Source organism: Stappia indica, assembly GCF_020177335.1.
Lineage (GTDB): Bacteria > Pseudomonadota > Alphaproteobacteria > Rhizobiales > Stappiaceae > Stappia > Stappia indica_B.
Genome location: NZ_JAIVMG010000003.1, coordinates 379,948 through 402,905, shown reverse-complemented (window position 1 = coordinate 402,905; position 22,958 = coordinate 379,948). Strand labels below are relative to the sequence as shown.

At 66.4% G+C, this 22,958-nt stretch carries 19 protein-coding genes, 1 tRNA gene and 1 riboswitch; of the genes, 8 read left to right on the top strand and 12 right to left on the bottom strand.

Going from position 1 to position 22,958, the window contains the following annotated elements; translation table 11 throughout:
• Positions 1-12: 12 nt before the first annotated feature.
• Genes arsC through LC062_RS06200 form a run of 3 tightly spaced genes read right to left on the bottom strand, consistent with a single transcriptional unit; the run spans position 13 to position 1,813 of the window.
• Positions 13-360 carry an arsenate reductase (glutaredoxin) gene (arsC, locus tag LC062_RS06210; protein ID WP_224910159.1) on the bottom strand — a complete coding sequence of 116 codons (348 nt, stop codon included), beginning with the start codon at positions 358-360 and terminating at the stop codon, positions 13-15.
• A complete protein-coding gene (locus LC062_RS06205) occupies positions 357-1,472 on the bottom strand; it encodes a quinone-dependent dihydroorotate dehydrogenase (RefSeq protein ID WP_224910158.1) in 1,116 nt (371 codons plus the stop codon). Before LC062_RS06205 ends, arsC begins: the two co-directional genes overlap by 4 nt.
• Positions 1,466-1,813, bottom strand: coding sequence for a DUF952 domain-containing protein (locus LC062_RS06200; RefSeq protein WP_224910157.1), 348 nt, complete (start codon positions 1,811-1,813; stop codon positions 1,466-1,468). The genes LC062_RS06205 and LC062_RS06200 overlap by 7 nt, the downstream gene beginning before the upstream one ends.
• A 187-nt stretch (positions 1,814-2,000) precedes the next feature.
• Here LC062_RS06200 and LC062_RS06195 point away from each other — a divergent pair, with 187 nt between their 5' ends.
• Both LC062_RS06195 and LC062_RS06190 read left to right on the top strand, forming a co-directional pair.
• On the top strand, positions 2,001-2,705 hold the full coding sequence (locus LC062_RS06195) for a S24 family peptidase (protein WP_224910156.1): 705 nt from the start codon (positions 2,001-2,003) through the stop codon (positions 2,703-2,705).
• 21 nt (positions 2,706-2,726) lie between these two features.
• The gene (locus LC062_RS06190) at positions 2,727-3,728 is read left to right on the top strand and encodes a thermonuclease family protein (RefSeq protein WP_224910155.1); all 1,002 of its coding nucleotides are present in this window, start codon (positions 2,727-2,729) and stop codon (positions 3,726-3,728) included.
• Between the two features lie 21 nt (positions 3,729-3,749).
• Here LC062_RS06190 and LC062_RS06185 read toward each other — a convergent pair whose 3' ends face one another.
• Positions 3,750-4,487 (bottom strand): SGNH/GDSL hydrolase family protein, encoded by a 738-nt coding sequence (locus tag LC062_RS06185; protein ID WP_224910154.1) that lies wholly within the window; start codon positions 4,485-4,487, stop codon positions 3,750-3,752.
• A 33-nt stretch (positions 4,488-4,520) separates the two neighbouring features.
• Positions 4,521-6,185 (bottom strand): lysine--tRNA ligase, encoded by a 1,665-nt coding sequence (locus LC062_RS06180; RefSeq protein WP_224910153.1) that lies wholly within the window; start codon positions 6,183-6,185, stop codon positions 4,521-4,523.
• 238 nt (positions 6,186-6,423) lie between these two features.
• Here LC062_RS06180 and LC062_RS06175 point away from each other — a divergent pair, with 238 nt between their 5' ends.
• The gene (locus tag LC062_RS06175; RefSeq protein ID WP_224910152.1) at positions 6,424-6,837 is read left to right on the top strand and encodes a tellurite resistance TerB family protein; all 414 of its coding nucleotides are present in this window, start codon (positions 6,424-6,426) and stop codon (positions 6,835-6,837) included.
• Here the strand turns inward: LC062_RS06175 and LC062_RS06170 are convergent.
• The 3 genes from LC062_RS06170 to apaG form a co-directional block, all read right to left on the bottom strand.
• Positions 6,822-9,158, bottom strand: a complete 2,337-nt coding sequence (locus tag LC062_RS06170) for a bifunctional diguanylate cyclase/phosphodiesterase (protein ID WP_224910151.1) — start codon at positions 9,156-9,158, stop codon at positions 6,822-6,824. The two genes, LC062_RS06175 and LC062_RS06170, sit on opposite strands and share 16 nt — an antisense overlap.
• A gap of 52 nt (positions 9,159-9,210) precedes the next feature.
• Positions 9,211-11,301 carry a putative bifunctional diguanylate cyclase/phosphodiesterase gene (locus LC062_RS06165; RefSeq protein ID WP_224910150.1) on the bottom strand — a complete coding sequence of 697 codons (2,091 nt, stop codon included), beginning with the start codon at positions 11,299-11,301 and terminating at the stop codon, positions 9,211-9,213.
• A gap of 228 nt (positions 11,302-11,529) precedes the next feature.
• Complete coding sequence (gene apaG, locus LC062_RS06160; RefSeq protein ID WP_224910149.1) at positions 11,530-11,934, bottom strand: Co2+/Mg2+ efflux protein ApaG; 405 nt, start codon at positions 11,932-11,934, stop codon at positions 11,530-11,532.
• 209 nt (positions 11,935-12,143) lie between these two features.
• On the opposite strand from apaG, the gene LC062_RS06155 reads away from it, so the two are divergent.
• Entirely contained in the window at positions 12,144-12,752 is a 609-nt protein-coding gene (locus LC062_RS06155; RefSeq protein WP_224910148.1) for a CDP-alcohol phosphatidyltransferase family protein, read from the top strand.
• A gap of 12 nt (positions 12,753-12,764) precedes the next feature.
• Here the strand turns inward: LC062_RS06155 and LC062_RS06150 are convergent, their stop codons facing one another.
• Positions 12,765-13,952, bottom strand: coding sequence for an O-succinylhomoserine sulfhydrylase (locus LC062_RS06150; RefSeq protein WP_224910147.1), 1,188 nt, complete (start codon positions 13,950-13,952; stop codon positions 12,765-12,767).
• A 39-nt stretch (positions 13,953-13,991) separates the two neighbouring features.
• Positions 13,992-14,071, bottom strand: a riboswitch (SAM riboswitch).
• 140 nt (positions 14,072-14,211) lie between these two features.
• Between LC062_RS06150 and LC062_RS06145 the strand changes: the two genes are divergently transcribed.
• The 3 genes from LC062_RS06145 to LC062_RS06135 are packed head-to-tail and all read left to right on the top strand — an operon-like array spanning position 14,212 to position 16,561.
• Positions 14,212-15,312: a 2'-deoxycytidine 5'-triphosphate deaminase gene (locus LC062_RS06145; RefSeq protein WP_224910146.1), complete on the top strand. Its 1,101-nt coding sequence runs from the start codon at positions 14,212-14,214 to the stop codon at positions 15,310-15,312.
• 15 nt (positions 15,313-15,327) lie between these two features.
• Positions 15,328-16,002, top strand: coding sequence for a DUF2161 domain-containing phosphodiesterase (locus LC062_RS06140; protein ID WP_224910145.1), 675 nt, complete (start codon positions 15,328-15,330; stop codon positions 16,000-16,002).
• A gap of 4 nt (positions 16,003-16,006) precedes the next feature.
• Positions 16,007-16,561: an IMPACT family protein gene (locus LC062_RS06135; RefSeq protein WP_224910144.1), complete on the top strand. Its 555-nt coding sequence runs from the start codon at positions 16,007-16,009 to the stop codon at positions 16,559-16,561.
• A gap of 39 nt (positions 16,562-16,600) precedes the next feature.
• Here LC062_RS06135 and LC062_RS06130 read toward each other — a convergent pair whose 3' ends face one another.
• Entirely contained in the window at positions 16,601-17,413 is an 813-nt protein-coding gene (locus tag LC062_RS06130; protein WP_224910143.1) for an ion transporter, read from the bottom strand.
• Between the two features lie 229 nt (positions 17,414-17,642).
• Between LC062_RS06130 and LC062_RS06125 the strand changes: the two genes are divergently transcribed.
• Positions 17,643-17,716 (top strand) — tRNA-Gly (locus LC062_RS06125).
• A gap of 113 nt (positions 17,717-17,829) precedes the next feature.
• Here the strand turns inward: LC062_RS06125 and LC062_RS06120 are convergent.
• Both LC062_RS06120 and LC062_RS06115 read right to left on the bottom strand, forming a co-directional pair.
• Positions 17,830-19,371, bottom strand: coding sequence for a serine hydrolase (locus LC062_RS06120; RefSeq protein ID WP_224910142.1), 1,542 nt, complete (start codon positions 19,369-19,371; stop codon positions 17,830-17,832).
• 68 nt (positions 19,372-19,439) lie between these two features.
• Positions 19,440-22,958 carry a YhaN family protein gene (locus LC062_RS06115; protein ID WP_224910141.1) on the bottom strand — a complete coding sequence of 1,173 codons (3,519 nt, stop codon included), beginning with the start codon at positions 22,956-22,958 and terminating at the stop codon, positions 19,440-19,442.

The window sequence follows — 22,958 nt, the reverse complement described above, 5'->3', positions numbered from 1 at the left end:
GGTGCCCCGCCGTCACAGGATCGCCAGCACATCCTCCGGCGGGCGGCCGATGGCGGCGCGGGTCCCGTTGAAGACCACCGGACGCTCGATCAGCACCGGGTTCGCGGCCATGGCGGCGATCAGCCGGTCCGGATCGGACTCGGAGGCCAGGTCGAGCTCGCGGTAAAGCGCCTCGCCCTTGCGCATCAGCGCGCGCGGGTCGGTGAGCCCGAGCGCGGTCAGCGCGGCGCGGATCTCCGCCGCGTCCGGCGCATCCTTGAGGTAGAGCCGCACCTCGGGCTCCACGCCCTTCTCGCGCAAAAGCTCAAGGGTCTGGCGCGACTTGGAACAGCGCGGGTTGTGCCAGATGGACAAGCTCATTCCGGGTCTCCTTCTCCTTCGGGATCGGCCCGCGACCAGGCATCGACATTTCGGCCAACCGCCATGTCGATCCGGGCCAGCCCATGCCGGTCGAGGCAATGAGACAGGTGGCCCACTATGTCGCCGACCAGTTCCGGCCCCTGATAGACCAGTCCGGTGTAGAGCTGGATCAGCGTTGCGCCGGCGGTGATCTTGGTCCAGGCGCTCTCGCCGCTGTCGATGCCGCCAACGCCGATGATCGGCAGGCTGGGGCCGACCCGCTGACGGGTGCGGGCGAGGGTAATGGTGGCGCGGCGAAACAGCGGCCGGCCGGACAGACCGCCCGCCTCGCCCGCCTTGGCCCGATCCCGCAGGCCCTGGCGCGACACCGTGGTGTTGGAGACGATCATCCCGTCCACCCGTGCGGCCAGCACCTCGGCGGCGATGTCGTCGAGCCCAGCCTCATCCACATCGGGAGCGATCTTCAGCAGCACCGGCACGGAGCGCCCATGCTTTTCCGCCGCGCCGTCGCGGGCATCCAGCACCCGGGCAAGCAGCTCGCGCAGCGCCGCGCGGCCTTGCAGATCGCGCAGGCCCGGCGTGTTCGGCGAGGAGATGTTGACGGTGAAATAGGAGGCCAGATCGGCGAAGGTCTCGATCCCGGTCACATAATCGGCCACCCGGTCGGCCGCGTCCTTGTTGGCGCCGATGTTGATGCCGACGACGCCGCCGCGGTGCCGACGCGCAATCAGCCGCGCGCGCAGCGCCGCATGGCCGGCATTGTTGAAACCGAGCCGGTTGATCACCGCATGATCCTCGGCAAGACGGAAGATCCGGGGCTTGGGGTTTCCCTCCTGCGGCCGAGGCGTCACGGTGCCGATCTCGCTGAAGCCGAAGCCCAGCGCCAGCAGGGCGTCCGGCACCTCGCCGTTCTTGTCGAACCCGGCGGCCATGCCGAGCGGGTTGGGAAAGGTCAGATCGGCAAGGGTCACCGCCAGGCGCCCGTCCTGCGGCACCGGGCAGGACGGCGCCAGACCGCTGGCGAGCGCCTTGATCGTCAGGCCGTGTGCGGTTTCCGGATCGATCGAAAACAGCGCCTTGCGGGCAACGCGCCCGGCCAGATGCGTCAGCATTCCAGTTCCTCCGGAAAGCTGTGCTCCCCATTGGCACCGAGCGGCAGTTCGCACACCCAGACCACCGCGCTTATCTCCAGCGCGCCGTAAAGATGGGGAAAGAGCTGGCCGCCGCGCGAGGGCTCCCACTTGAGCGCCGCCCCGAGCCGGTCGGCGTCGATCGCCGCAAGCAGGAGATCCGCCTGGCCGTGGAAATGTTTTTTTGCCGTCTCCCGGACCTGTTCGGCGGTGGAAAAGTGAATAAAGCCGTCGGCAACATCGACCGGCGCACCGGTAAAACGCCCCAGAGCTTCGGCCTCGCGCCAAGCCGGAGCAGGAGAAATCTTGTAAATCAGTGACATGCTGGCAGCATCCCGACATTCGTGGTTTGCATTGTTGTGGGAGTACAGGGGCTGGGCCTGCCAGACAAGGCGAAAGGCATTCCCGCGCGGACTGGCAGTTTGGCCAATCTAGGAATATATACCGAAACGGGGATATCCTGAGACCGGATGCGCCGCCCTCGCGGGAGTTTCGAACCGGAGCCGAACAATGCTGTCGCATGAGAGCGTATGGTGCGCCATCGACCTTCTGGCCCGCAAGAACGGGCTCACCCCCTCCGGCCTCGCCCGCCGCGCCGGCCTCGATCCAACCACCTTCAACCCGTCCAAGCGCACCGCCGGAGATGGGCGGCCGCGCTGGCCGTCGATGGAATCCATCGCCAAGATCCTCAGCGCCACCCAGGCGGACCTGTCGGAGTTCGTCGCGCTCACCGGCAGCGGTGCGGCGGCGGGCGATGCGGTCGCTGCCGATGCCCTGAAGGCCGAAGACGCGGAGGACCTGCTGCTGCCCCTGCCGCAGACCGTGCCACTGCTGGCCAGCGCCGAGGCCGGGGCCGGCGGCTTCTTCGATGATGGCGGCTATCCGCTCGGCTCCGGCTGGAACGAGGTGCCGCTGCCCAGTCTACGCGGTGCCGGCGACTATGCCCTCAAGGTGACCGGAGATGGCATGCTGCCGCTCTACCGCGACGGCGATATCGTGGTGGTCTCGCCGCGGACGAAGGTGCGGCGCGGCGACCGGATCATCATCAAGCCGCACAGTGGCGAGTTGACGGTCCGGATCTTCCAACGCAAGACCACGACATTCCTGGAAACCCGATCGCTGGTCGGCGGCAGCGTGAAAGACGACGTGGCGAAAACGACGATCCGTCTCAGCGAGATCGACTGGATCGCCCGCATCATCTGGGCAAGCCAGTAACGCCCCGACACAGGTGGTTTCATGCGCCGCAGCGCCTCGCTCCTCTTGCTGATCGTTACCGGCCTGGCCCTGGCCGCCGGTCTTGCCGGGCTTGCCACCTGGTTTGCCGGCACTCCGCCGTCCCCAGGGACGCCCGCCGAGGCGCCAGCAGTGGCAACGCTCCCGCCAGACACGCCCGCCGCCGACCAGCCCGAGACGGACGCTCAGGCCGGCGCAGAGACCGCCCCCCCGAAGGCAGCCGTCGCCCCGTCCCTGCCCGAGGCACCGCACCCGAGCAGCATTCGCAATGTCACCCCTTCCGGCATTCTGCCGCCACCGGTGATCTCCGGACCGCTCAAACGGGTGGCAGGAACGGAAACCCGCCCGCCGCCACCGGACGTTCCCAAGGAGCTCGCGTTCCGCCGTCCGTTGATCGTCGACGCAGGAACCCTGCGCCACAAGCGGCTGACCTTGCGCCTTGCCGATATCGACGCGCCGGGGCTGGAGGAAACCTGCCCCTCGCGGCTTGGCGGCGACTGGCCCTGCGGCATGCGCGCGCGCACGGCGCTGCGCGGCTTCGTCCGCCGACAAACCGTCACGTGCGAGACAGACCCAAAGGAGGAGCCCGAGGCTGGCGCGAACACCGCAGGCGATGCGGGCTCCGACAGCGACACGGTTACCGCCCGCTGCCGCCGGGGCGACACCGACCTGTCGCTATGGCTGGTGCAACATGGCTGGGCCCGGGCCGCCACGGGCGCCCCGGCCGAGATCGTCGAGGCCGCCGCGGCCGCGCGCGCTGCGAAAAAGGGGATCTGGCAACTGGATGGCCCGGCCGCGCCGGCGACACGTCTGCCCTCACCCGACCCGGCGGAAGACGGCGCCGGTCTGCCGCAACTGGAGATGCCGGGCGGCGAAGTGGAGATCATCGACACGCCCTGGTTCCCAGGCATGGAAACCAGTGAGGACGAAGGGGAAGACACCATGGGCGTCGAGGAGAACGCCGGGTGGGATGGCAGCCCCCTGGCTCCGCTCAGCGACAACTGAGCGCGAACGACGCAAGGAACGCTACCCCTGCGGCGCCTCCGCCGTGTCCAACGCCATGTAGGGCGCCACTTGCTCCGCCCAGCCGAGATAGCCCGCCTCGGACGGGTGAATGCCATCCGGGCAGAAGCCGATCGGGGGAAGCCCCGCCGCCGGCGGGATCGCCACCGCGCCGCGCTCGCCGCACAGGCATGCCCCGAGCCGGTTGAACAGGCGCATCCGCTGGCGCAGGATCGCGGCAAGCACCGGCGGCAGGGCCGGCATTTCCGCCGGATCCAGCATCTGCGACCAATAAAGCCGGGCCTCGGGGAAGCGTGCCTTCAGCGCATAGATGAGGCCGCCGAATTCCTTCGCCCAGCGGCGTCCGGAGTGGAAGTTCTTCATGTCGTTGAAGCCGACGGTGATCAGGATGTGGCTATAGGCCACCGGCTCCAGATTGTGCACCACATGGTCGCGCAGCGAGCCGGCGGTCGCCGAGTTGAACCCGGCGGCGCGCCATTCCACCGGCGCCCCCAAGCGGGGCGCCAGCGTCTCCGCCAGCCGGCTGGCCATGCCGTCGGACTGGCGGGCAATGCCGACCGAAGCGGCGGAGGAATCGCCGATCACCAACAGCCTGGCGGGCGGTTTCCCGGCCTCCCCCGCCTGACCGAGAGGGCTGCCCGCCGCCGGCGGCAGGCGCGGGGTGCGCCCGCGCACATGCAAGCCAAGCACCGCATAAAGCGGAAAGGCGATCCAGCTTAGCCCCGCAGCGACATCCACCATCTCACCCCTCCCGCATCATGCGTGTCCTGCTCGTCAGCTCTCGGATGCAAGCTCGCCGGACAGTGCCTTGCCGATCAGCGCCCGGGTCTCGGCAATGCCGTAGAGCGCGACGAAGGAACCGAAGCGCGGCCCCCGCTCCTGCCCCAGCAACAGCCGGTAGAGCGCGGAGAACCAGGCCACCGACACCCCCGGACCACCGTCCGGGCTCTTCTTCTTCGGGTCCTGATAGCGCTCGATGGCGCGGCCGACATCGAGCACCGCATCCTGGATCGCCGCCCCATCCGCATCGGCCGGCAGGGCTGCCAGCTTCTCATCCAGAGCCCGCAGCGCGGCCAGCTCGACCTCATCCGGGGTGTGGAAGGTCTTGTTCGGCCGCACGAAGTCCTCGAAGTAGCGGATCGCGTAGCCGACAAGCTCATCGAGCTTGGGATGGGTCTCGGCCGTCACCCCCGGCGCATAGCGGGAGATGAACGCCCACAGCACATCCTTGTTCTCCGCGTTGGAGGCGGACACCAGGTTGAGCAGCATGGCGAAGGGCACCGGCATGTCGACGCGCGGCGGCTGTCCGGAATGGATGTGCCAGACCGGATTGACGAGCTGCTGTTCCACCGGCATCGCCGTGTATTTCTGGGCGAAGGTGAAATACTCGTCCACCGCCTTCGGGATGACATCGAAGTGCAGCTTCTTCGCCGTCCGGGGCTTTGTGTACATGTACAGCGCGAGGCTCTCCGGCGAGGCATAGGTCAGCCATTCGTCGATGGTGACGCCATTGCCCTTGGACTTGGAGATCTTCTGGCCGTTCTCATCAAGGAACAGCTCGTAGACGAAATGCTCCGGCGCGGTGCCGCCCAGGATTTCGCAGATGCTGTCGTAGATCTTCGCGTTGGTCAGGTGATCCTTGCCGAACATCTCGAAGTCGACATCAAGCGCGGCCCAGCGGGCGCCGAAATCCGGCTTCCACTGCAGCTTCACATTGCCGCCGGTGACCGGAAGGGTCACGTCGCGCCCATCCTCGTCGGCAAAGGTGATGGTGCCCTCGGAGGCATTGACGTCCTTCATCGGCACATAGAGCACCCGACCGGACAGCGGCGAGATCGGCAGGAACGGGCTGTAGGTCGCCTGCCGCTCCTCGCCGAGGGTCGGCAGCATCACATCCATGATGGCCTGGTACTTCTCCACCGCCTTCAGGAGGACCGCGTCGAACCGGCCGGACTTGTAATACTCCGTCGCGCTGGCGAACTCGTAATCGAAGCCGAAGGTGTCGAGGAACCGGCGCAGCATGGCGTTGTTGTGATCGCCGAAGCTGGCATAGTCGCCGCCGAACGGATTGGGAACCGCCGTCAGCGGCTTGTGCAGATGCGGTTCGAGAAACGCCTTGTCCGGCACATTGTCCGGGATCTTGCGCATCCCGTCCATGTCGTCGGAAAAGCACATCAGCCGCGTCGGGATCTTGTCCTCGGTCAGCAGGCGAAAGGCGGTGCGCACCATGGTCGTGCGCGCCACCTCGCCAAAGGTGCCGATATGCGGCAGGCCCGAGGGGCCATAGCCGGTCTCGAACAGCACCGGGCGGTCCAGCCCCCGGGCCTCGACCCGTTTCAGCAGTTTCCGCGCCTCCTCGAACGGCCAGGCTTTGGAGTCCCGGGCCGCCTCGACAACAGATCGTGACAGATCGAGCGGGGGCAACTGAGGTGAGGTCATGGGTCTTGGACCATTCGGTTTGAAGGTGTTCTGGAATACCCGGCACGGGCACGAGGGCCGCATGAGGGGGCGCGCGGACACTAATTCAACCGCCGGGCAAACGAAACCGGAAACGGCAAAAAAACCGGTCCGCTTCGCTCTGCCGCCCGCGAGCGGCAGAACATGCTTGAACTCTCCCCGCCCCCGGCTTACGTCAGAACGTCCCATGCTTGAAGTCAAGAAAGGCTCGAACCGCAACATGAGTGAGCGCATTAGCCTCCAGGAAGCCCTGATCTACGTGATGGTGATGGTTTCGGCCGCCGACAGCAGCATGACCGACAAGGAATTGCAGTCCATGGGCGAGGTGATCCGCACCCTGCCCGTGTTCAAGGATTTCGATCCGGAGCGCCTGCTGGAGGTCGCGCAAGGCTGCGGTGCCCGGCTGCAGGAAGACAACGGTCTGCAGGAAACCCTGTCCCTGATCGCCGGAAGCGTTCCCCAGAAGCATCGCGACACGGCCTATGCGGTCGCGGTCGAGGTGGCCGTCGCCGATCTGATGGTCAAGCAGGAAGAGCTGCGGCTGTTGCAGATGCTGCGCGATGCACTTGATCTCGACAAGCTGACCGTCGCCGCCATCGAGCGCGGCGCACAGGCGCGCTACCGCGCCGCCTGAGACCCGCGTTCCAGCGCATCCTGCCCCCCGGCGTTGTCCGCGTGCTCCTTCCGGAGAGCCGGCGCCGGGTTCATGGCGCCTGAGCCCGCCACCCAGGGCTCGGGCCGGCCGATGTGGTATCCTTGCACCGCCGTCACGCCGAGGCGCCGCAGGGTCTCCAGCATCCGCGCATCCTCGACATATTCGGCGATGACCTCGACGCCGATCTTGCGGGCCACCGCAACGATGCCGGCGACGATGGTCTGCTGCACCTCGTCCTCGGCCACCGAACCGATGATCGCGCCATCGATCTTCAGACTGTCGATCGGGAACTGGCGCAGATAAACGAAGGACGACAGGCCGGAGCCGAAGTCGTCAAGAATGACGCCGCAGCCGCGCGTCCGTAGCGCGCCAATCAGGCTCTGAGCCGTCGACATGCTGCGCACCGCCGCCGTCTCGGTGATCTCGAACGCCAGCCGCCGGGCGACCTCCGGCCGTTCGTCCAGCGCGGCGACCAGGAAATCCTTGAAATCCGGGTCGCCAATCGACTGACCTGACAGGTTGATGGTCAAGGTGACACCCGCCTCGACCTGATCGATATGGCGCAGCGCCGTGGTCACCACCCAGCGATCGATCCTCGGCATCAGCCCATGGCGTTCCGCCGAGGAGATCAGCGCCGCCGGAGCAACCACCCGCCCATCCTCGTCAACGAAGCGCAAGAGCACCTCCCGAAAGGCGCGCCCGCCGTCCACCACCGGCCTGATCGGCATGGTGTAGAGCTGAAGCGCGTCCTGTTCGAGCGCCTGCTTGATCACCTGCAGATTGCCGATATCGACCCGTTGGGCCACCATCTCCGAGGCGTCCGGGCGGTAGACGATTGCCCGGGCACCGCCGACCTCCTTGGCGAACAGACACGCCTGATCGGCCCGGTTGAGCACATCGAACACCGAGATCGGGCCCTCCTCGGCCTGCCGCCGTTCTATCATGGCGATGCCGGCGCTGGCGCTGACGGAATAGCGCTCACCCTGCCAGATGAACTGCATGGCAACAAGGTTGGCCAGGATCCGGTTGCCCAGATCGAGCGCCCCGGCCCGCGTGGCGCGCTTCAGCACCACCGCGAATTCGTCGCCGCCCAGACGGGCCGGGCTGATGCCCTCCTCCTCGGCGAAGGTGCGCAGCATGTCGGCGATCTGGCAGAGCAGCGCATCTCCGGCACTGTGTCCGGCGCGGTCGTTGATGATCTTGAAGCCATCCAGGTCGATGCTGATCAGAGCGGCGCTGCCACCGCTGGACTGAACCCGCTCCAGGCAGCCTTCGAGGGTCTCCAGCAGGGCGTAGCGATTGGCCAGCCCGGTCAGCGCATCCTCACGCGCCTGGCGGCGCAGCTTGCGCGCCAGCAGGCTGGCGGCGGTTACATCGCGCAACACCACCACCGCACCGGAGATGGTTCCGTCCCGCTCCCGGTAGGGCTCCATGCGCACATGCAGGTAGGTCACCTTATCGTCTGCCGAGGCGAGCGAGTGCTCGTACTCCATCGACTGCCCGGAAAAACAGGCATCGAGATTGGCCTTCGCCCGACCCTCGAAGCGCTCCGCGCCGATCAGGTCGCGCACGTGACAGCCGACGATTTCGCTGACCTTGCGCTTGTAGAACCGGGCGTTGGCCATATTGGTCAGCTTGTAGCGGTAGTCGAGACCGATCACCGACACCCGATCGGAGGTCTGGCGCACGATCTCTTCATACATGGTCAGCCGATCATCGAGCCGCTGATACCGGGTGACGTCACGAACGGATATCAGCACGCATTCGATGCGCCCGCCGGGCGAAAACACCGGCTGATGGTAGACTTCCCAGACCCGGCCCATGGTTGGCGGACGCAGACCATTGCCGCGCACCTGCGAGGCCCGGCCGGCGAAAGCCGCGTCAATCGACGGCTTGCGCAGCTCGAATACATCCTTGCCGAGCACCTCCTCGACCGTATGACCAAGGATCTCGGCGCGCGTCCGACCGGCAACGCCGACAAATGCATCGTCGATTTCCCAGATGCGGTACTGCCGGTCACAGACGAAAATGCCATCCCGGGTCAGGTCGATGATGGCGCTGCGCAAGGTCTGCCGGTCGATGCTCAGCGGCCAGTCCGGAACCGGCTCCTCGGCGGCCACATCACTGGAAAACGGCTGGACCAGAGGTCCGCCGCCGACCTCCTGCGCGGGAGCGCCCCGGGTCTGCGCGCAAGAAATGGGCGGAACGTCTTCGAGCCGGGCTTCCTTTCCCAACGTCGGCCCGGCCGCACCTTGTGCAGCCTCCGGCATGGAACCCGGCGCCGAAAAACGCTCCGTCACGGTCAGCCCCTCCCCGCCCTGCGCCTGGTTCCTGCCGCTGTCCCCACCCCGCTCATCCCCCGGGGTCCTCCTCCCAGATCTCCGGCTTGCCGATATGATAGCCCTGAACGAAGTGCACGCCGAGACCCTGCAAAATCATCATCGCCTCCTCGCTGTCCACATACTCGGCAATGACACTGACATTCATCGCCTCGGCAACCGCGACAATCCCGGCGACAATGGTCTGCTGCACCCGGTCCTCGACGATTTCGCCGATGATCGCGCCGTCAATCTTCAACATGTCGACCTGAAACTGACGCAGATAGCCAAAGGAGGACAGACCCGAGCCGAAATCGTCGAGAATGATGCCGCAGCCGCGCGCGCGCAGCGCCTTGATCAGGGACTGGGCCGTTTCCATGGACCGGACCGCCGCCGTCTCGGTGATCTCGAAGGAGAGCCGATCGATGCCGACGCCCTCCGCATCCAGCGCATCGAGAAGGAAGGCCTTGAAGCGGGGATCGCCGACCGACTGACCGGACAGATTGACGCTGAACCGCACCCGCTCGCGATAGTAGCGCAGCCGCCGGAGCACGGTCGTCACCACCCAGCGATCGACGCGGCTCATCATCCCGTGTCGCTCGGCGGAAGCGATGAAGGAGGCGGGCGACAGCACCGCACCATCTTCGCCGACGATCCGCAACAGCACCTCCCGCGATGGCAGGCTGCGTCCGTCGATCGGCATCACCGGCATGGTGAACAACTCAAAGCTGTCCTCCTGCAAGGCTTTCTGCACGACCCGAAGATTGCCCGCATCCTCCAGCCGCGCCACCATCTCGCTGTCGTCGGGATGGTAGAACGACACCCGCGCGCCGCCCTTTTCCTTGGCCACCAGACAGGCCTTGTCCGCCCAGTTGATGACATCGAACACGGTGGGGGTGAGCGGACGGGTCATGTCCTTGTCCAGCATGGCAATGCCCACGCTGGCACCAACGGCGTAATAGGTTCCCTCCCAGTTGAATCCGGCCATGTCGATCATCGACACGATCCGGTTGCCGATGGCAATCGCCTCCGCCCTGCCGGAAACGCTGAGCACGAGCGCGAATTCATCGCCGCCAACCCGGGCCACGCAGGCTCGCTCGCCCGCCGCCGCGCGCAGCAACCCGGCGACCTGTCTCAGCAGCGCATCGCCGGCGCTATGCCCGCCCAGATCGTTGACCGCCTTGAAGTCATCGAGATCCACAAGGATCAGCGCCGGCATGCAGGTCCAGTCGTCATCTCCCTTCGCCAGACACTTCTTGAGCCGGGCGCGCAACTCCTCCTCAAGGGCATAGCGGTTGGCCAGACCGGTGAGAAAATCCTCGCTGGCCTGGCGCCGGAGTTGCCGGGCCATCATGGTCGCGCGGGTCACGTCCCGCTTGCTGACCACCGCCCCCTTGATCTTGCCATCGGCCTCGCGAAACGGCTGCAATCGGACCTCATAGAAGATCCGCTTGCCGGTCGGGTCGATGTGCTCATACTCGTATTGCAGCGTTTCTCCGCCGAAACAGGCGGACAGTTTCTCCCGCGCAAGTTCGGCAAAATGCCTCTCACCGATCACCGACACCAGGTCCCGGCCGATAATCTCCTCATGGGTCAGCCCCCAGGAGGCGGCATTGGCCGGATTGGACCAAAGGTAGCGGAAGTCAGAGCCGATGACCGCCATGCATTCGGAGCTTTGCCGGAACACCTCGTCATGCATCGAGACCCGGCTGGTCAGATCGTGCAGGGCGGTGGTGTCCTCGATCATCAGCAACACGCCGGTCACATCACCATCGGGGGCGACCACCGGTTCCTGCCGGATCCGCAAAAGCCGGCCACGGCTCGCCCGGCGTGTCCCCCATTCCAGCATCGACTGGGGCTGGCCGGCCAGCGTGACATCGAGAGCCGGTTTACGGGAGCGAAAGAAAGCCTCGCCGAACACCTTCGCAATGCTGCGGCCTACGGTCTCCTCGCGCAAAAAGGACTCATGCCGCAGAAAGGCATCGTTGATGTGACGAATGATGTAGTCGCGGTCGCAGCACAACATGCGGACAGGCGAACGGTTGAAAGCCGTCTCGAACGCCAGATCGGGCTGGTCCGGCCGCGTGCCGCGGTCGCACTGGGCAACGTTCACTGTCCTCACCATCGACGGCTCACCACTCAGGTTGCAACCCCTCCCTCGACCCCTAGAGATCACCGCTCATACTAAACCTCAGGTATTATAAAAAACATAATAGATACTAAAGATTCGAACGAGAGCCCTCCGAACTCAAGAAAATTTGAAAGTAACATCTCGATACATTTTGCAATGAATAGTTGAATTTCCTCTCCGTATTTGTAACAGTCTAATGTGTTTTGGGTGCGGAGCGATTGTTCAATTCACCTTCCGAACATCATCCGGCACATCCAGGGAGAAGGTCGGAACCACCGCGTCGAACGCCTCTCCGCCGACAACCTCAAGATGATACGAACCGATCATCATTCCGGATGACGTACGCAAGGGACAGCCCGACGTGTAGTCGAACCGCTCGCCAGGCGCGATCACCGGTTGCTCGCCGACGACCCCCGCGCCGCGCACCTCCTCCACATGCCCGGTGGCGTCGATGATCCGCCAGTACCGGGAGCGCAGATGGACCGTTTCCATTCCAAGGTTCTCGATGGCAACGGTATAGGCCCAGAAATGGTAGCCCCGCTCCGGGTCCGATTTCTCGCGCAGATAAAACGGCTCGACCGAGATGCGGATGTCGCGGGTCACGGCCTGATAGGGTGTCTGTGTCACGTCTTTTCCCCTCCAAGCCCGGATCGGGCGTTCCCGCCGATAGCCGAAAACGGGCTGTTGTTCCTTGCCCGGTATCCTGCCCCGCCACCCTTGACGAAACGTTGCCTCCAAGGCGGCACGGGCCGTTGACAGGGAAGTGACACCCTCGTGGCTTGCGCGCCGTACCCGTCTCGGTCATGAGAAACAGAGCTGTCTTGCCGGAGGTCCCGTTGTTCGATCCCATCCTGCGCCGTCTTGTCGATCCGCCGCTCAATGCAGCCGGGCGCAGGCTCGCCGCCTCCGGCCTTCATGCCGATACGGTCACCCTTGCCGGCTTCGCCGTGGGGCTTGGCGGCGCTGCCGCCATCGTCTTCGGCCACGGGTGGATCGCGCTGGCGCTGATCCTCCTCAACCGGCTGGCCGACGGCCTCGATGGCGCGCTCGCCCGGGCCGGGCGACAGACCGACCGGGGCGGATACCTGGACATCGTCCTCGATTTCTTCTTCTACGGCGCGGTGCCCTTCGCCTTCGCCCTCGCCGCGCCGCAGGCGAACGGGCTTGCGGCGGCCGCGCTTCTGCTCGCCTTTTACATGAATGGCGCCAGCTTTCTTGCCTTTGCCATCATGGCGGAAAAACGCCGGCTGAGCACCGAGGCGCAAGGACGCAAGTCGCTCTATTATCTCGGCGGCCTCGCCGAAGGCGGGGAAACCATCGCGGTGTTCGCCGCCATGTGCCTGTTTCCCGGCTGGTTTCCCGCCCTTGCCTATGGCTTTGCCCTGCTGTGCACCATCTCCGCACTGGCCCGGGTGGCGATGGTCATGCAGATGCTCGACGACTGAGACAAGCCGCCGTCATACCCGGGCGAGTGCCCCGGCCAGATCCTCGGCGAGATCCTCCACATCCTCCAGACCGACGGAGAAGCGGAGCAGCCCGTCGGAGATGCCCAGTTCCGCCCGCGCCTCGTCGGTCAGGCTCTGATGGGTGGTGGTCGCCGGATGGGTGACGAGGCTCTTGGCATCGCCGAGGTTGTTCGACAGTTGCACGATGCGCAGCGCATTGGCGAAGCGGAACGCCGCCTCCTTGCCCGCCGCCAGCTCGAAGGCGATCATGGTCGAGCCTGCCCCCATCTGCCGCCGCGCCAGCTCCGCCTGCGGGTGGTCGTCGCGGCCCGGATAGATCAGCCGCTGCACCGCCGGATGATCGGCCAGAAGATCGGCCAGTCGCGCCGCGCTCTGCGTCTGCCGCTCGACCCGCACCGGCAGGGTCTCAAGTCCCTTCAGCAGGACCCAGGCATTGAACGGGCTGAGCGCCGGCCCGGTGTGCTTCATCAACGGCATCACCTCGTCGGCGATCCATTCCTCGTCCGACAGCACCACCCCGCCAAGGCAGCGTCCCTGCCCGTCGATGTGCTTGGTGGCGGAATAGACCACCACATCGGCGCCAAGCTTCAGCGGCGATTGCCAGATCGGCGTGGCGAAGACGTTATCGACGATCAGCCGGGCGCCGACCGCATGGGCCATCTCGGCCACGGCGGCGATGTCGATCACCTCAAGCGTCGGATTGGTCGGGCTTTCCAGGAAACAGGCGACGGTTTCCGGCCGGATCGCGGCCTTCCAGGCATCGAGATCCGTGCCATCGACCAGGGTGGAGGACACGCCAAAGCGCGGCAGCAGGGTCTCGACGATATAGCGGCAGGAGCCGAACAGCGCCCGGGCGGCGACCACGTGATCGCCGGCCTTGCAGGAGGCCAGCATCGCCAGGTTGACGGCAGCCATGCCGCTGGCGGTCGCCCGGGCGGCCTCGGCCCCTTCCAGCGCGGCGATCCGCGCCTCGAACATCGCCACGGTCGGATTGGCATAGCGGGAATAGACGAAACCCGGATCGTCGCCGTTGAAGCGCGCCTCGGCCGCTTCCGCGCTGTCATAGACAAACCCTTGTGTCAGGAACATCGCTTCCGATGTCTCGCCAAAAGCGGAGCGGGTGGTTCCCCCATGCACCAGCGCGGTCGCCGGGCGCCAGTTTGTCTTTTCCGTCGTCATTCCTGCCTCCAAATGCAAAAACCCCGGCCGACGGGCCAGGGTTTTTGCAACCCGGCCTTTTTAGCTACTTGTTTAACGTGGCTGCAAGCCGGCCGGCTCAAATCACCACGGGAGCGCTTGTGATAAGGCAACAATCGCGCAGCGTCAACTTGAGGAAAAGCCCTTATGAGACCACTTCGCGCGCGGAAACGGGATATCGGCGTGGCCAAGCGCTCCAACCTGCGCTAAGCACGGCGGAACACCGCATTCGGGGAGCAAAATGACGGCACACGCTGAAGGAATCCTGCCGGCACAGGCAATCAGGGCAATGCTCGACACCGGCACCATCCTGGCGCCGCGCAAACCCGATCCGGATCAGGTCCAGCCGGCCAGCCTCGACCTACGGCTCGGGCCGCTCGCCTATCGGGTTCGCGCCAGCTTCCTGCCCGGCCCCGGCGCCCGGGTGGTGGAAAAGCTCGACCGGCTGAAGCTGCATGCCTTCGACCTGACGCGCGGAGCGGTGCTGGAAACCGGCTGCGTCTACATCGTGCCGCTGCTGGAGAGCCTCGACCTGCCCGAACACGTCTCGGCGACCACCAACCCGAAAAGCTCCACCGGCCGGCTCGACGTCTTCACCCGGGTGATCACCGACGACGGACGTGCCTTCGACACGGTGCCCGCCGGCTATCGCGGGCCGCTCTACGCGGAAATCAGCCCGCGCACCTTCCCGGTGCTGGTGCGCGAGGGCTCGCGCCTGTCGCAGATCCGCTTTCGCTCCGGCGCCCCCACCGTCGACGACACCGCCCTTGCCGCCATCCACGCCGATCAGCGGCTGGTCACCGGCGGCCAGGAAGCGATCGGCGGCGGCGTGCAACTGACCATCGACCTGTGCGGCGACGGACCGGGCAGCCTGATCGGTTATCGCGGCAAGCGGCACACCGGCGTGATCGACATGGATGCCAAGGCGGCGCAGGACCCGCTCGACTTCTGGGAGCCGATCATCCATCGCGGCGCTGGCGATCTCATTCTCGACCCCAATGAATTCTACATTCTGGTCTCGCGCGAAGCGGTGCATGTGCCGCCGCTGTTCGCCGCCGAAATGGTGCCGTTCGATCCGCTGGTCGGCGAGTTCCGCGTCCATTACGCCGGCTTCTTCGATCCGGGCTTCGGCCATGCGGAGATCGGCGGCGGCGGCTCGCGCGCCGTGCTGGAGGTGCGCTCGCATGAGGTGCCGTTCATCGTCGAGCATGGCCAGACCGTCGGCCGGCTCGTTTATGAGCACATGCAGGAGCGGCCCGAAAGCCTTTATGGCGAGGGGATCGGCTCCAACTACCAGGGCCAGGCGCTGAAGCTGTCGAAGCACTTCAAGGCGAGTGCCTAGGGTGCGAGTTCACATATGGCCCGCATTCTGGAAACAGAACTCTACCCTCCGATAAAGGCCTTTCTCACGGCGCAGGGCTACGAGGTCAAGGCCGAAGTCGGTGCCGCCGATGTCGTCGCCTGCCGAGGCGGGGAAGATCCCGTGATCGTGGAATTGAAAACAGGTTTCACGCTAGGTCTTTTCCATCAGGCGATTGCACGGCAATCGATCACCGATGCTGTCTATGTGGCAGTCCCCCGAATGGCGGGCCGCCGATTTCAACAGGCGCTGAAGAACAATCTCAAACTCGCCCGCCGTCTCGGCCTCGGCCTGATCACGGTTCGACTGTCAGATGCGTTGGTTGAAGTGCATCTGGATCCGGGCCCGTTCAGCCCGCGCAAGTCGAAGCCGCGCAAGGACCGGTTGCTCAGGGAATTCGCCCGCAGGGTGGGCGACCCGAACACCGGCGGCTCGACAAGGGTCAGGCTGGTGACAGCCTATCGGCAAGACGCGCTGCGCTGCGCCGCACATCTTGACGCCAATGGCCCCAGCCGGGGAGCGGAGGTGGCCAGGGCGACCGGCGTTGCCCACGCAACAAGATTGATGGCTGACGATCACTATGGCTGGTTTGAACGGGTTGAACGCGGTGTCTATGCGTTGACCCCAAAGGGGACCGCCGCCCTTCCCGCTTCGGCGAAAACCACGAGATAGCACCATGCCCCTCATGACAATCACCCGCGAACATGAGGGGTATCTGGAGGATCGCAAGTCCCGGTTTCTGGCGCATCTGGTGCCGGTGGCGCTTTTCGAGCAGCGACTCGAGGACTTGCGCAAGCAACACCGCAAGGCCAACCACATCGTCACCGCGCATCGCCGGCTTCTCGACGACGACCGCATCGAGGAAAGCGGCAAGGACGACGGCGAACCGGCGGGCACCTCCGGCATGCCGGTCCTGCGCGTGCTTCAGGGCGCGGAGCTGATCAATTGCGCCGTGCTGATCGTGCGGTATTTCGGCGGCGTCAAGCTGGGCGGTGGCGGCTTGGCACGCGCCTATTCAGGTGCCGCGCAGGACGCGATCGCCAACGCCAGGCCGATCCCCTTCCAGCGGGTTGCCCTGAAGCAGGTCAGCGCCGATTTCGCATCGAGCTCAGAGCTGGAACGCCAGGTCGAACAACTCGGCCTGACGGTCGCGGCACGCGATTTTACGCAAGCCGGCGTGACGCTGACGCTGGAAGGCCCGGAAGAGGATCTGGCCCGGCTGGACGCCTGACCGCTGCCTCAGTCGCCCGGACCGGTGCCGGGCCGCGCTTCAGTCCCCCTGTCCGGCGACGGGCCGCGCGAGCTCGGAGCGCAAGGCGCGGACCTCGGCCCTCAGCGCCTTGACCTCATCGAGCACCAGCCCGGTCTCGTCATGGATCGCCTGCCGATCCGCCTCCGCCGTGTGTTCATGCTCCTGCTGCATCGCCGAGACGATGACACCGATAAAGAGGTTCAGGACCGTGAAGGCGGTGCACAGAATGAACGGCACGAACAGAAGCCAGGACAGCGGGTAGACCTCCATCACCGGCCGGACGATGCCCATCGACCAGCTTTCCAGCGTCATGATCTGGAATAGGGTGTAGAGCGAGCGGCCGATGGTGCCGAACCAGTCCGGGAAGCTGGCGCCGTAAAGCTTGGTGGTCATCACCGCGAAGACATAGAACACCAGCGACAAGAGCAACACGATCGAGCCCATGCCGGGCAGTGCGGCCACCAGCCCGCCGACGACCCGGCGCAGCGACGGCACCACGGAAATCAGCCGCAGCACCCGCAGGATCCGCAAGGCCCGCAGCACCGAGAAGGCGCCGCTGGCCGGCATCAGCGCGACGGCGACCACCGCGAAATCGAACAGGCTCCAGGGATCGCGGAAAAAGGCCAGCCGATGGGCATAGATGCGAAGGGCAATCTCAATGGTGAAGATCGCCAGCACCAGCCGGTCGAGCAGAACGAGCACCGGCCCGGCGGCCGCCATCGCCTGGGTGCTGGTCTCGAAGCCGAGGGTAACGGCATTGATGACGATCAACGCGATGATCGTCGCTTCCCAGCGCCTGGACTGCACCAGTTCCGTCAGCCGTTCCCGCATTCTGCCTTTTCTCCGTTGCCACGCGAGGGGTCGATCAATTTTGCCGAGGCGTCCCGGCGCTGCCAAAGGTGGCGATCCGGCGCCTGAATTCAAGCGCCTTGCCCCACAAACCGGGCTTGCCGAATGCCGCCCCGCAAACTTCCCGGGGACAACTCCTGCCCGGTGCGGGAGAGACAGACACCTATGCCCTTGACAGGGTGCGGGTGGCAAGACGATATAGGCAGCCGAGGCGGGTGTAGCTCAATGGTAGAGCAGAAGCTTCCCAAGCTTACGACGAGGGTTCGATTCCCTTCACCCGCTCCAAAATCTCCCTGAAATCGCAAGATGCCCAGCGCCGCCGGCAAGAACGCCCGCGTGTGTCGCACCTGTGCGTTCCGCCCGCCCGGGCGATGCCGGGCGGGTGCGGTGTTTTCGCGCTACCGCACGGTGCGGGTAAACAGGCCAAGGCCGTTTTCATCGAGGAATTCGACCCGCATGGACGGATCCTGTTCGGTCAGCTCGAAGGTCACGGTCGAGCGCGAACCATAGGGCTGCTCCTCGTTGAACACCGGAAAGACGAAGCTGTTACCCGACCAGTGGGTCAGCTCGAAGCGCTGCTCGTCCGGACCGAGGATGAGAACCAGCCTGTCTTCCGCCAACTCCACCCGCGCCTCGCCGAAATAGGCACTGACGTAAGAGCCGACGAAATCGCCGAGCTCATCGGACGGCTCGGGCGTCAAAGGCGGCGTCTTGCCGACGGTGCTGCCGGCCGGAGCGTTCAGCCTTTGCGCCTCGAACAGACCGCGATAGCCACCGGCCCAGTCGCGGGTCACCTTGCCATTGATCGCCAGATCCATGAATTCGGCGCTGACCGCCTCGACCGCGCCGACGCCGGCGCCGTTGGACAGAACGACAATGCCCAGATCAAGAGCCGGCGACATCATGTAGTTGGTTCCGGTGCCGAGCACGAACATGCCCGAATGGCTGAGCATGACACTGCCGTCGCCGGAGGTGCCGACGCCCACGCCGAACCCGTAGAAGGACGGCAGGCGGTCCGCCGTCTCGGAGCGGCTTGAGACAACCTGCGGCGAGAGGGCGGGCAGAAGCGCAGCTTCCTTGATGACTTCCCCATCCCCATGCCGGCCATTGGCCAGCACCATCGCCATCCAGCGCGCCATGTCGCGCGCGGTGCTGCTGACGCCCCCCGCCGGCGACTGGGCATCGGGCTTGCGCCGCTGCAGGTCGCGAAACACGCCGTCGGCGAAGGCATGACCGACCGCCCGATTGTCTCGGGCCAGATAATCCTCGAAGCGGGAGCTGGTCCGTGTCATCCCCAGCGGCTCATAGAGCACCTTTTCGGAAAGGCTCGCCCAATCGGTGCCTGCGGCAACCGAAACGGCTTCAGCTGCCGTCGTCAGGCCGAAGTTCGTGTAGGCGTAGCTGTCGCGGTAGGCATTCAGCGGCAATTGGTCCAACCGTTCCAGGATCTCGCGCCGGGAATAGCCGAGAAGTTCCAGATCGTCGCCCGCATGATCGGGAAGGCCCGAGCGATGGGCGAACAGATCGCCAATGGTGACATGCGCGCCGACCCAGGGATCGGACAGGGTGAACCAGGGAAGGTGCTGGCTGACCGGCGTGTCCCATGCAACCTTCCCTTCCCCGACCTGCTGCGCGACAACGCTGGCCGCCACCGATTTGGACAGGGAGGCGATCTGAAACACCGTATCCGCGTCGACCGCGCCGTCCTTGCCGAGTTCGCGAACGCCATAGCCCCGGGCAAACACGGTCTTGCCCTCATGCACAACGGCAATGGCAAGGCCGGGAAGCTTGAACTCCGCCAGGGTGCGCTGCGCCAGCCCATCCAGCCCGTCGATTGCCGCCTTGATCCGCTCCTGCCGCTCAGTGGACGCGGTCGGGTCTGCCGCCTCGGCCGCCACTGGTCCGGCGAGCACGGCCGCGCAGAGCACGGCGGCCGCCATCCTCATCCCCGGTCGGCGCGGCGTTGCGGGCGCGAAGGCAAATATCTTGAGGTAAGAAAACAGCATAATCACAACTCCAAAAGGTCCAGGCCATCGCCGAGCACCCGCTCGGCGGCGGCAACCACGCTTTTATGGTGGGTAAACAGGATCGGCTGCACGGTACCGGAGACCTTGGCAAGCGCCTCCAGCCCGCTGGCGGTGCGCTGGTCGTCGAAGGTCTGGAACAGGTCGTCGCAAATGAACGGCGCGACTTCGGAGCGGGTGGCGTAGTCGGCGAGAAACGCCAGCCGCAGGGCAAGGTAAAGCTGGTCCCGGCTGCCCTCGCTCAGACCGTCAATAGCGACCGTCTCCCCTTCAGGGCGCAGCGCCACCAGATGCGGATGATCGTCATCGCCGAAATCCTGACGCAGCGCCGCGAAGGCACCGCCGGTGATCGCCGAGAAGAGGTCCCCGGCCCGCTCCAGCAACGGGTCGCTCTCCTGTTGCCGGTGACGCTCCATCGCCTCGCCGAGCAGCAGCGCCGCGACCTTGAGGACGCTCCATTCCCGCGCCACCTCCGCCAGCTCCGTTTCCGCTGCCATCCGGTCGAAGGCGGCGCCCTCCGCCCCCTCGCTCGTCTTCCATTCCTCGCGCCGGGCCTCGCGGGTCTTCAGTTCGGCCGAGACCGTGGCAAGGTGATCCTGCCGGCGGATTTCCTCCCGCTCCAGCAGCTCCAGATCGACCGAGGCCGCCTCAAGATCGAACTCGGCAAGCTCCTGCCGCAGATGGTCACGGTCCTCGCCTTGCGTCTGCTTGTCGAACAGGCTGGTGAGGCGGGCCAATTCACCCAGCTTCTCGTCCCGGTCATGCAGCCGGCGGGCCAGCGCCGCCGGATCCTGCGTCGCCGGGTCAAGGGTCGCAGGCAGGCCGTCGCGGATCTCGGCCAGCGCCGCGCTGGCCGCCCGGGCTTCCTCTTGTGCCGCCTTCAACTGGGTCTCGGCGGCCTCGACCGCACCGCGCGCGTCGCGCTCACGGGCATTTGCCTCGCGCGCCGCCTCAAGCCGCCGGCGCAGCGCATCGGCCATCCGCTCCGGTGCATCCGCCTCCAGATCCGGCGCGACCGCCGCCGCCAGCGTCCTGACCCGCGCCGCGAAAGCTTCATTGTCGCGCTGCATCCCCGCAACCCGGCGGGCGCTGCGATCCCGATCCTGACGAATGCGCGGGATGTCCTGCCACAAGGAGACCGCCGCCTCCGCAGCGGCAATCGAGGCATCGGCGGCGAGCCCAATTCCCGGCAGGGCACGGGCAAACGCCTCCTGCCAGCGCTCCCGTCCCCCGGCGACCCGCGCCCGCTCCTCCTGCCGGCGCTGCAGCCGGTCTTCGGCATCCACGCGGCGCCCGGCCAGAGTGCGGCCAGCGGTCCAGGCATCGGCCCTCTGGCGCAGATGTTGGGACAGCGCCCGGGCCAGACCGGCGGTCGGCAGGTCTTCGACATCCGCCAACTTGCCTGCGCGAGCGATGCCCAAAAGTTCCGGCCGCACGCCCTCCGCAAGCCGGTGCAGCCGGTCGATCTGATCCTGAAGCTGGGCCGCCTCGGCCTCGGCCCTGGCAAGCTGCTCCACCTCGCGGCCCCAGTCGAGCATTCGCTCCGGTGCTTCGGGCAGAACGCCGATGGGCCCGTACAGCGCCCGCCAGGCGGCTTCCTCTTCGGCCCGCCGGGCTTCGAGGTCGGCCAGCCCCTTCTCACGCACAGCCCCTTGCGCATCAAGGACGGCAAGCCGGGTTACGGCGGCCGCATGCCGGGCCACCCGGTCGGCATCGGCCAGCGCCGCATCGGCCAGCCGATCCGCCTCCGCCACAAGGGTGCTGTAGCCCAGCACCCGCTCGCCAAGCGCCGCCAGCGCCTCGGCGCCGCCGGTCAATCCCTCGGCAAGCCGGGCGAAGCGGGCATCGCGGGCGCCGCGCGCCTCAGCAATCGCTTCGCGCGAAGGCACCGGTCCGCGCCGTTCCGCGTCCGTGATCTCCGCCTGCAACCGCTCCCGCTCAGCCCTGTCCGCCGCCAGCTTGTCGCGGCAGGCGGCAAGGGCGTCGGCGGTCTCACGCCGCCGCCGGCCATGCTCGGCGATCACCTCGCGTGCCGGCAACGGCACCTCCACCGCGCTTTGCGTCTTCGACAAGGGCGGAACCAGACGGGCGGCCATGGCTTCCGCTTCGCGCAAGGCTCGCCGATGCCGGGGCTCCAGTTCGGCCAGCGCGTCCAGCGCCTGCAGGTCCGGTGCAACTGCCTCCAGACGCAAGACCAGCGGTGCCGGATCTTCGACCGTTGCAGCGCCCTGCCCTTCCGCCGACATCCGCTCGAGCCCGTCGCGCTCTTCCTGCAAGGCCCGATCGAAACCGGCGAGCGCCTCATTCAGCCGGCGCCCCTCCCGGGTCAGTTCGCGCAAGCTGGCCAACGCCGCATCGGTCGGCTGGCGCGCTTCAAGACCGGTTTCCAGCGCCGTTCCATCCTCACCCGTCAGCCCCAGCCGAAGCAGGTGCTGGCGCAGCTCGGCGGCATAGCCATCACGCTCCGCCTCAATGCGCGGCAGGTCCTGCCGCCGTGACTGATAGGCGCCGGTTTCTCCGAACAGCGCGGTGATCTCCTCGGCCCGGGCGAGCACATCCGCATCGACCGAAATACGCGCATGGGCTTGCCGCGCCGCTGCCGCCCGCGCCGCCGCCTCCCGCGCCGCCGCGTCCTTGCGTTCGGCCCGCTCGTGCGCGGCCTGAAGGGTTGCGGCCACGCCCTCCGGCACCTCGGCCAGATCCGCAAAGGCGGAGAGCGCGTGGTCCACCGCGTCGATATCGGCAAGCAGCGGTTTGATCCGGCTCAAGAGTTGCAGCCGGGCGCGCCGGCGCCGGGTGGCCGTCAGATCGTCGCGCGCCTCCTCCAGCCCCGCCTCGGCCTCGGCGATGGCGGCATTCAGCGCCTTCCAGTCGTTCTGCTTGAGCTGCCGGTCCCGCTCCCGGGCACGGGCGTCGGTGTAGCGCTCCAGCACCTGATAGAACCGCCGGTCCCTCGCCTTGCGAGGGGCGAACAGGGCGCCCGCCTCCGCCTCCAGCCCGGCCTTGACCCCAGCCAGCCCGTGCAAGCCGGAGGCGGCAGCGAACAGCGATCCGCCGACATCGCCCTCGCCGGCCAACATCGCCTCGGCGCCCAGCCGCAACCGGGCGGAATCGAGACCGAAGGCCCGCTGGAACACATCGCGCCCAAGCCCGCCGAGAAAGGGGTGAAGCGCATCGTCGCGCAAGGGCGTTTCCGCCTCGTCATGACTCAGAAGCGTGTTCTTGCGCCCGCGCCGGCGCCGGAACGACAGGCTGTCGCCGGCGCTGTTGCGAATGGTCGCGCCGACCCGAAGGCTCGGCCCGTCATGCAGGAAATCGTAGCGGGGCACGCCCTTGCGCTGTTCGGAAAAGCCGAAGAGCAAATCGGAAATGGCCGCCAGCAGCGAGGTCTTGCCCGCCTCGTTGGCGCCATAGACCAGATGCAGCCGGGCGCCCTCCCGGAAGGTGAATTGGCGGTCGGTAAGCGCGCCGAAGCGCAGGATGTCGAGCCGGTCGAAACGCAT

Excerpts from the sequence above, each read along its gene's own strand:
- arsC (WP_224910159.1), bottom strand. The coding sequence starts at position 360 with ATGAGCTTGTCCATCTGGCACAACCCGCGCTGTTCCAAGTCGCGCCAG.
- LC062_RS06205 (WP_224910158.1), bottom strand. The coding sequence starts at position 1,472 with ATGCTGACGCATCTGGCCGGGCGCGTTGCCCGCAAGGCGCTGTTTTCG.
- LC062_RS06200 (WP_224910157.1), bottom strand. The coding sequence starts at position 1,813 with ATGTCACTGATTTACAAGATTTCTCCTGCTCCGGCTTGGCGCGAGGCC.
- LC062_RS06195 (WP_224910156.1), top strand. The coding sequence starts at position 2,001 with ATGCTGTCGCATGAGAGCGTATGGTGCGCCATCGACCTTCTGGCCCGC.
- LC062_RS06190 (WP_224910155.1), top strand. The coding sequence starts at position 2,727 with ATGCGCCGCAGCGCCTCGCTCCTCTTGCTGATCGTTACCGGCCTGGCC.
- LC062_RS06185 (WP_224910154.1), bottom strand. The coding sequence starts at position 4,487 with ATGGTGGATGTCGCTGCGGGGCTAAGCTGGATCGCCTTTCCGCTTTAT.
- LC062_RS06180 (WP_224910153.1), bottom strand. The coding sequence starts at position 6,185 with ATGACCTCACCTCAGTTGCCCCCGCTCGATCTGTCACGATCTGTTGTC.
- LC062_RS06175 (WP_224910152.1), top strand. The coding sequence starts at position 6,424 with ATGAGTGAGCGCATTAGCCTCCAGGAAGCCCTGATCTACGTGATGGTG.
- LC062_RS06165 (WP_224910150.1), bottom strand. The coding sequence starts at position 11,301 with ATGGTGAGGACAGTGAACGTTGCCCAGTGCGACCGCGGCACGCGGCCG.
- LC062_RS06150 (WP_224910147.1), bottom strand. The coding sequence starts at position 13,952 with ATGACGACGGAAAAGACAAACTGGCGCCCGGCGACCGCGCTGGTGCAT.
- LC062_RS06145 (WP_224910146.1), top strand. The coding sequence starts at position 14,212 with ATGACGGCACACGCTGAAGGAATCCTGCCGGCACAGGCAATCAGGGCA.
- LC062_RS06140 (WP_224910145.1), top strand. The coding sequence starts at position 15,328 with ATGGCCCGCATTCTGGAAACAGAACTCTACCCTCCGATAAAGGCCTTT.
- LC062_RS06135 (WP_224910144.1), top strand. The coding sequence starts at position 16,007 with ATGCCCCTCATGACAATCACCCGCGAACATGAGGGGTATCTGGAGGAT.
- LC062_RS06130 (WP_224910143.1), bottom strand. The coding sequence starts at position 17,413 with ATGCGGGAACGGCTGACGGAACTGGTGCAGTCCAGGCGCTGGGAAGCG.
- LC062_RS06120 (WP_224910142.1), bottom strand. The coding sequence starts at position 19,371 with ATGGCGGCCGCCGTGCTCTGCGCGGCCGTGCTCGCCGGACCAGTGGCG.
- LC062_RS06115 (WP_224910141.1), bottom strand. The coding sequence starts at position 22,958 with ATGCGTTTCGACCGGCTCGACATCCTGCGCTTCGGCGCGCTTACCGAC.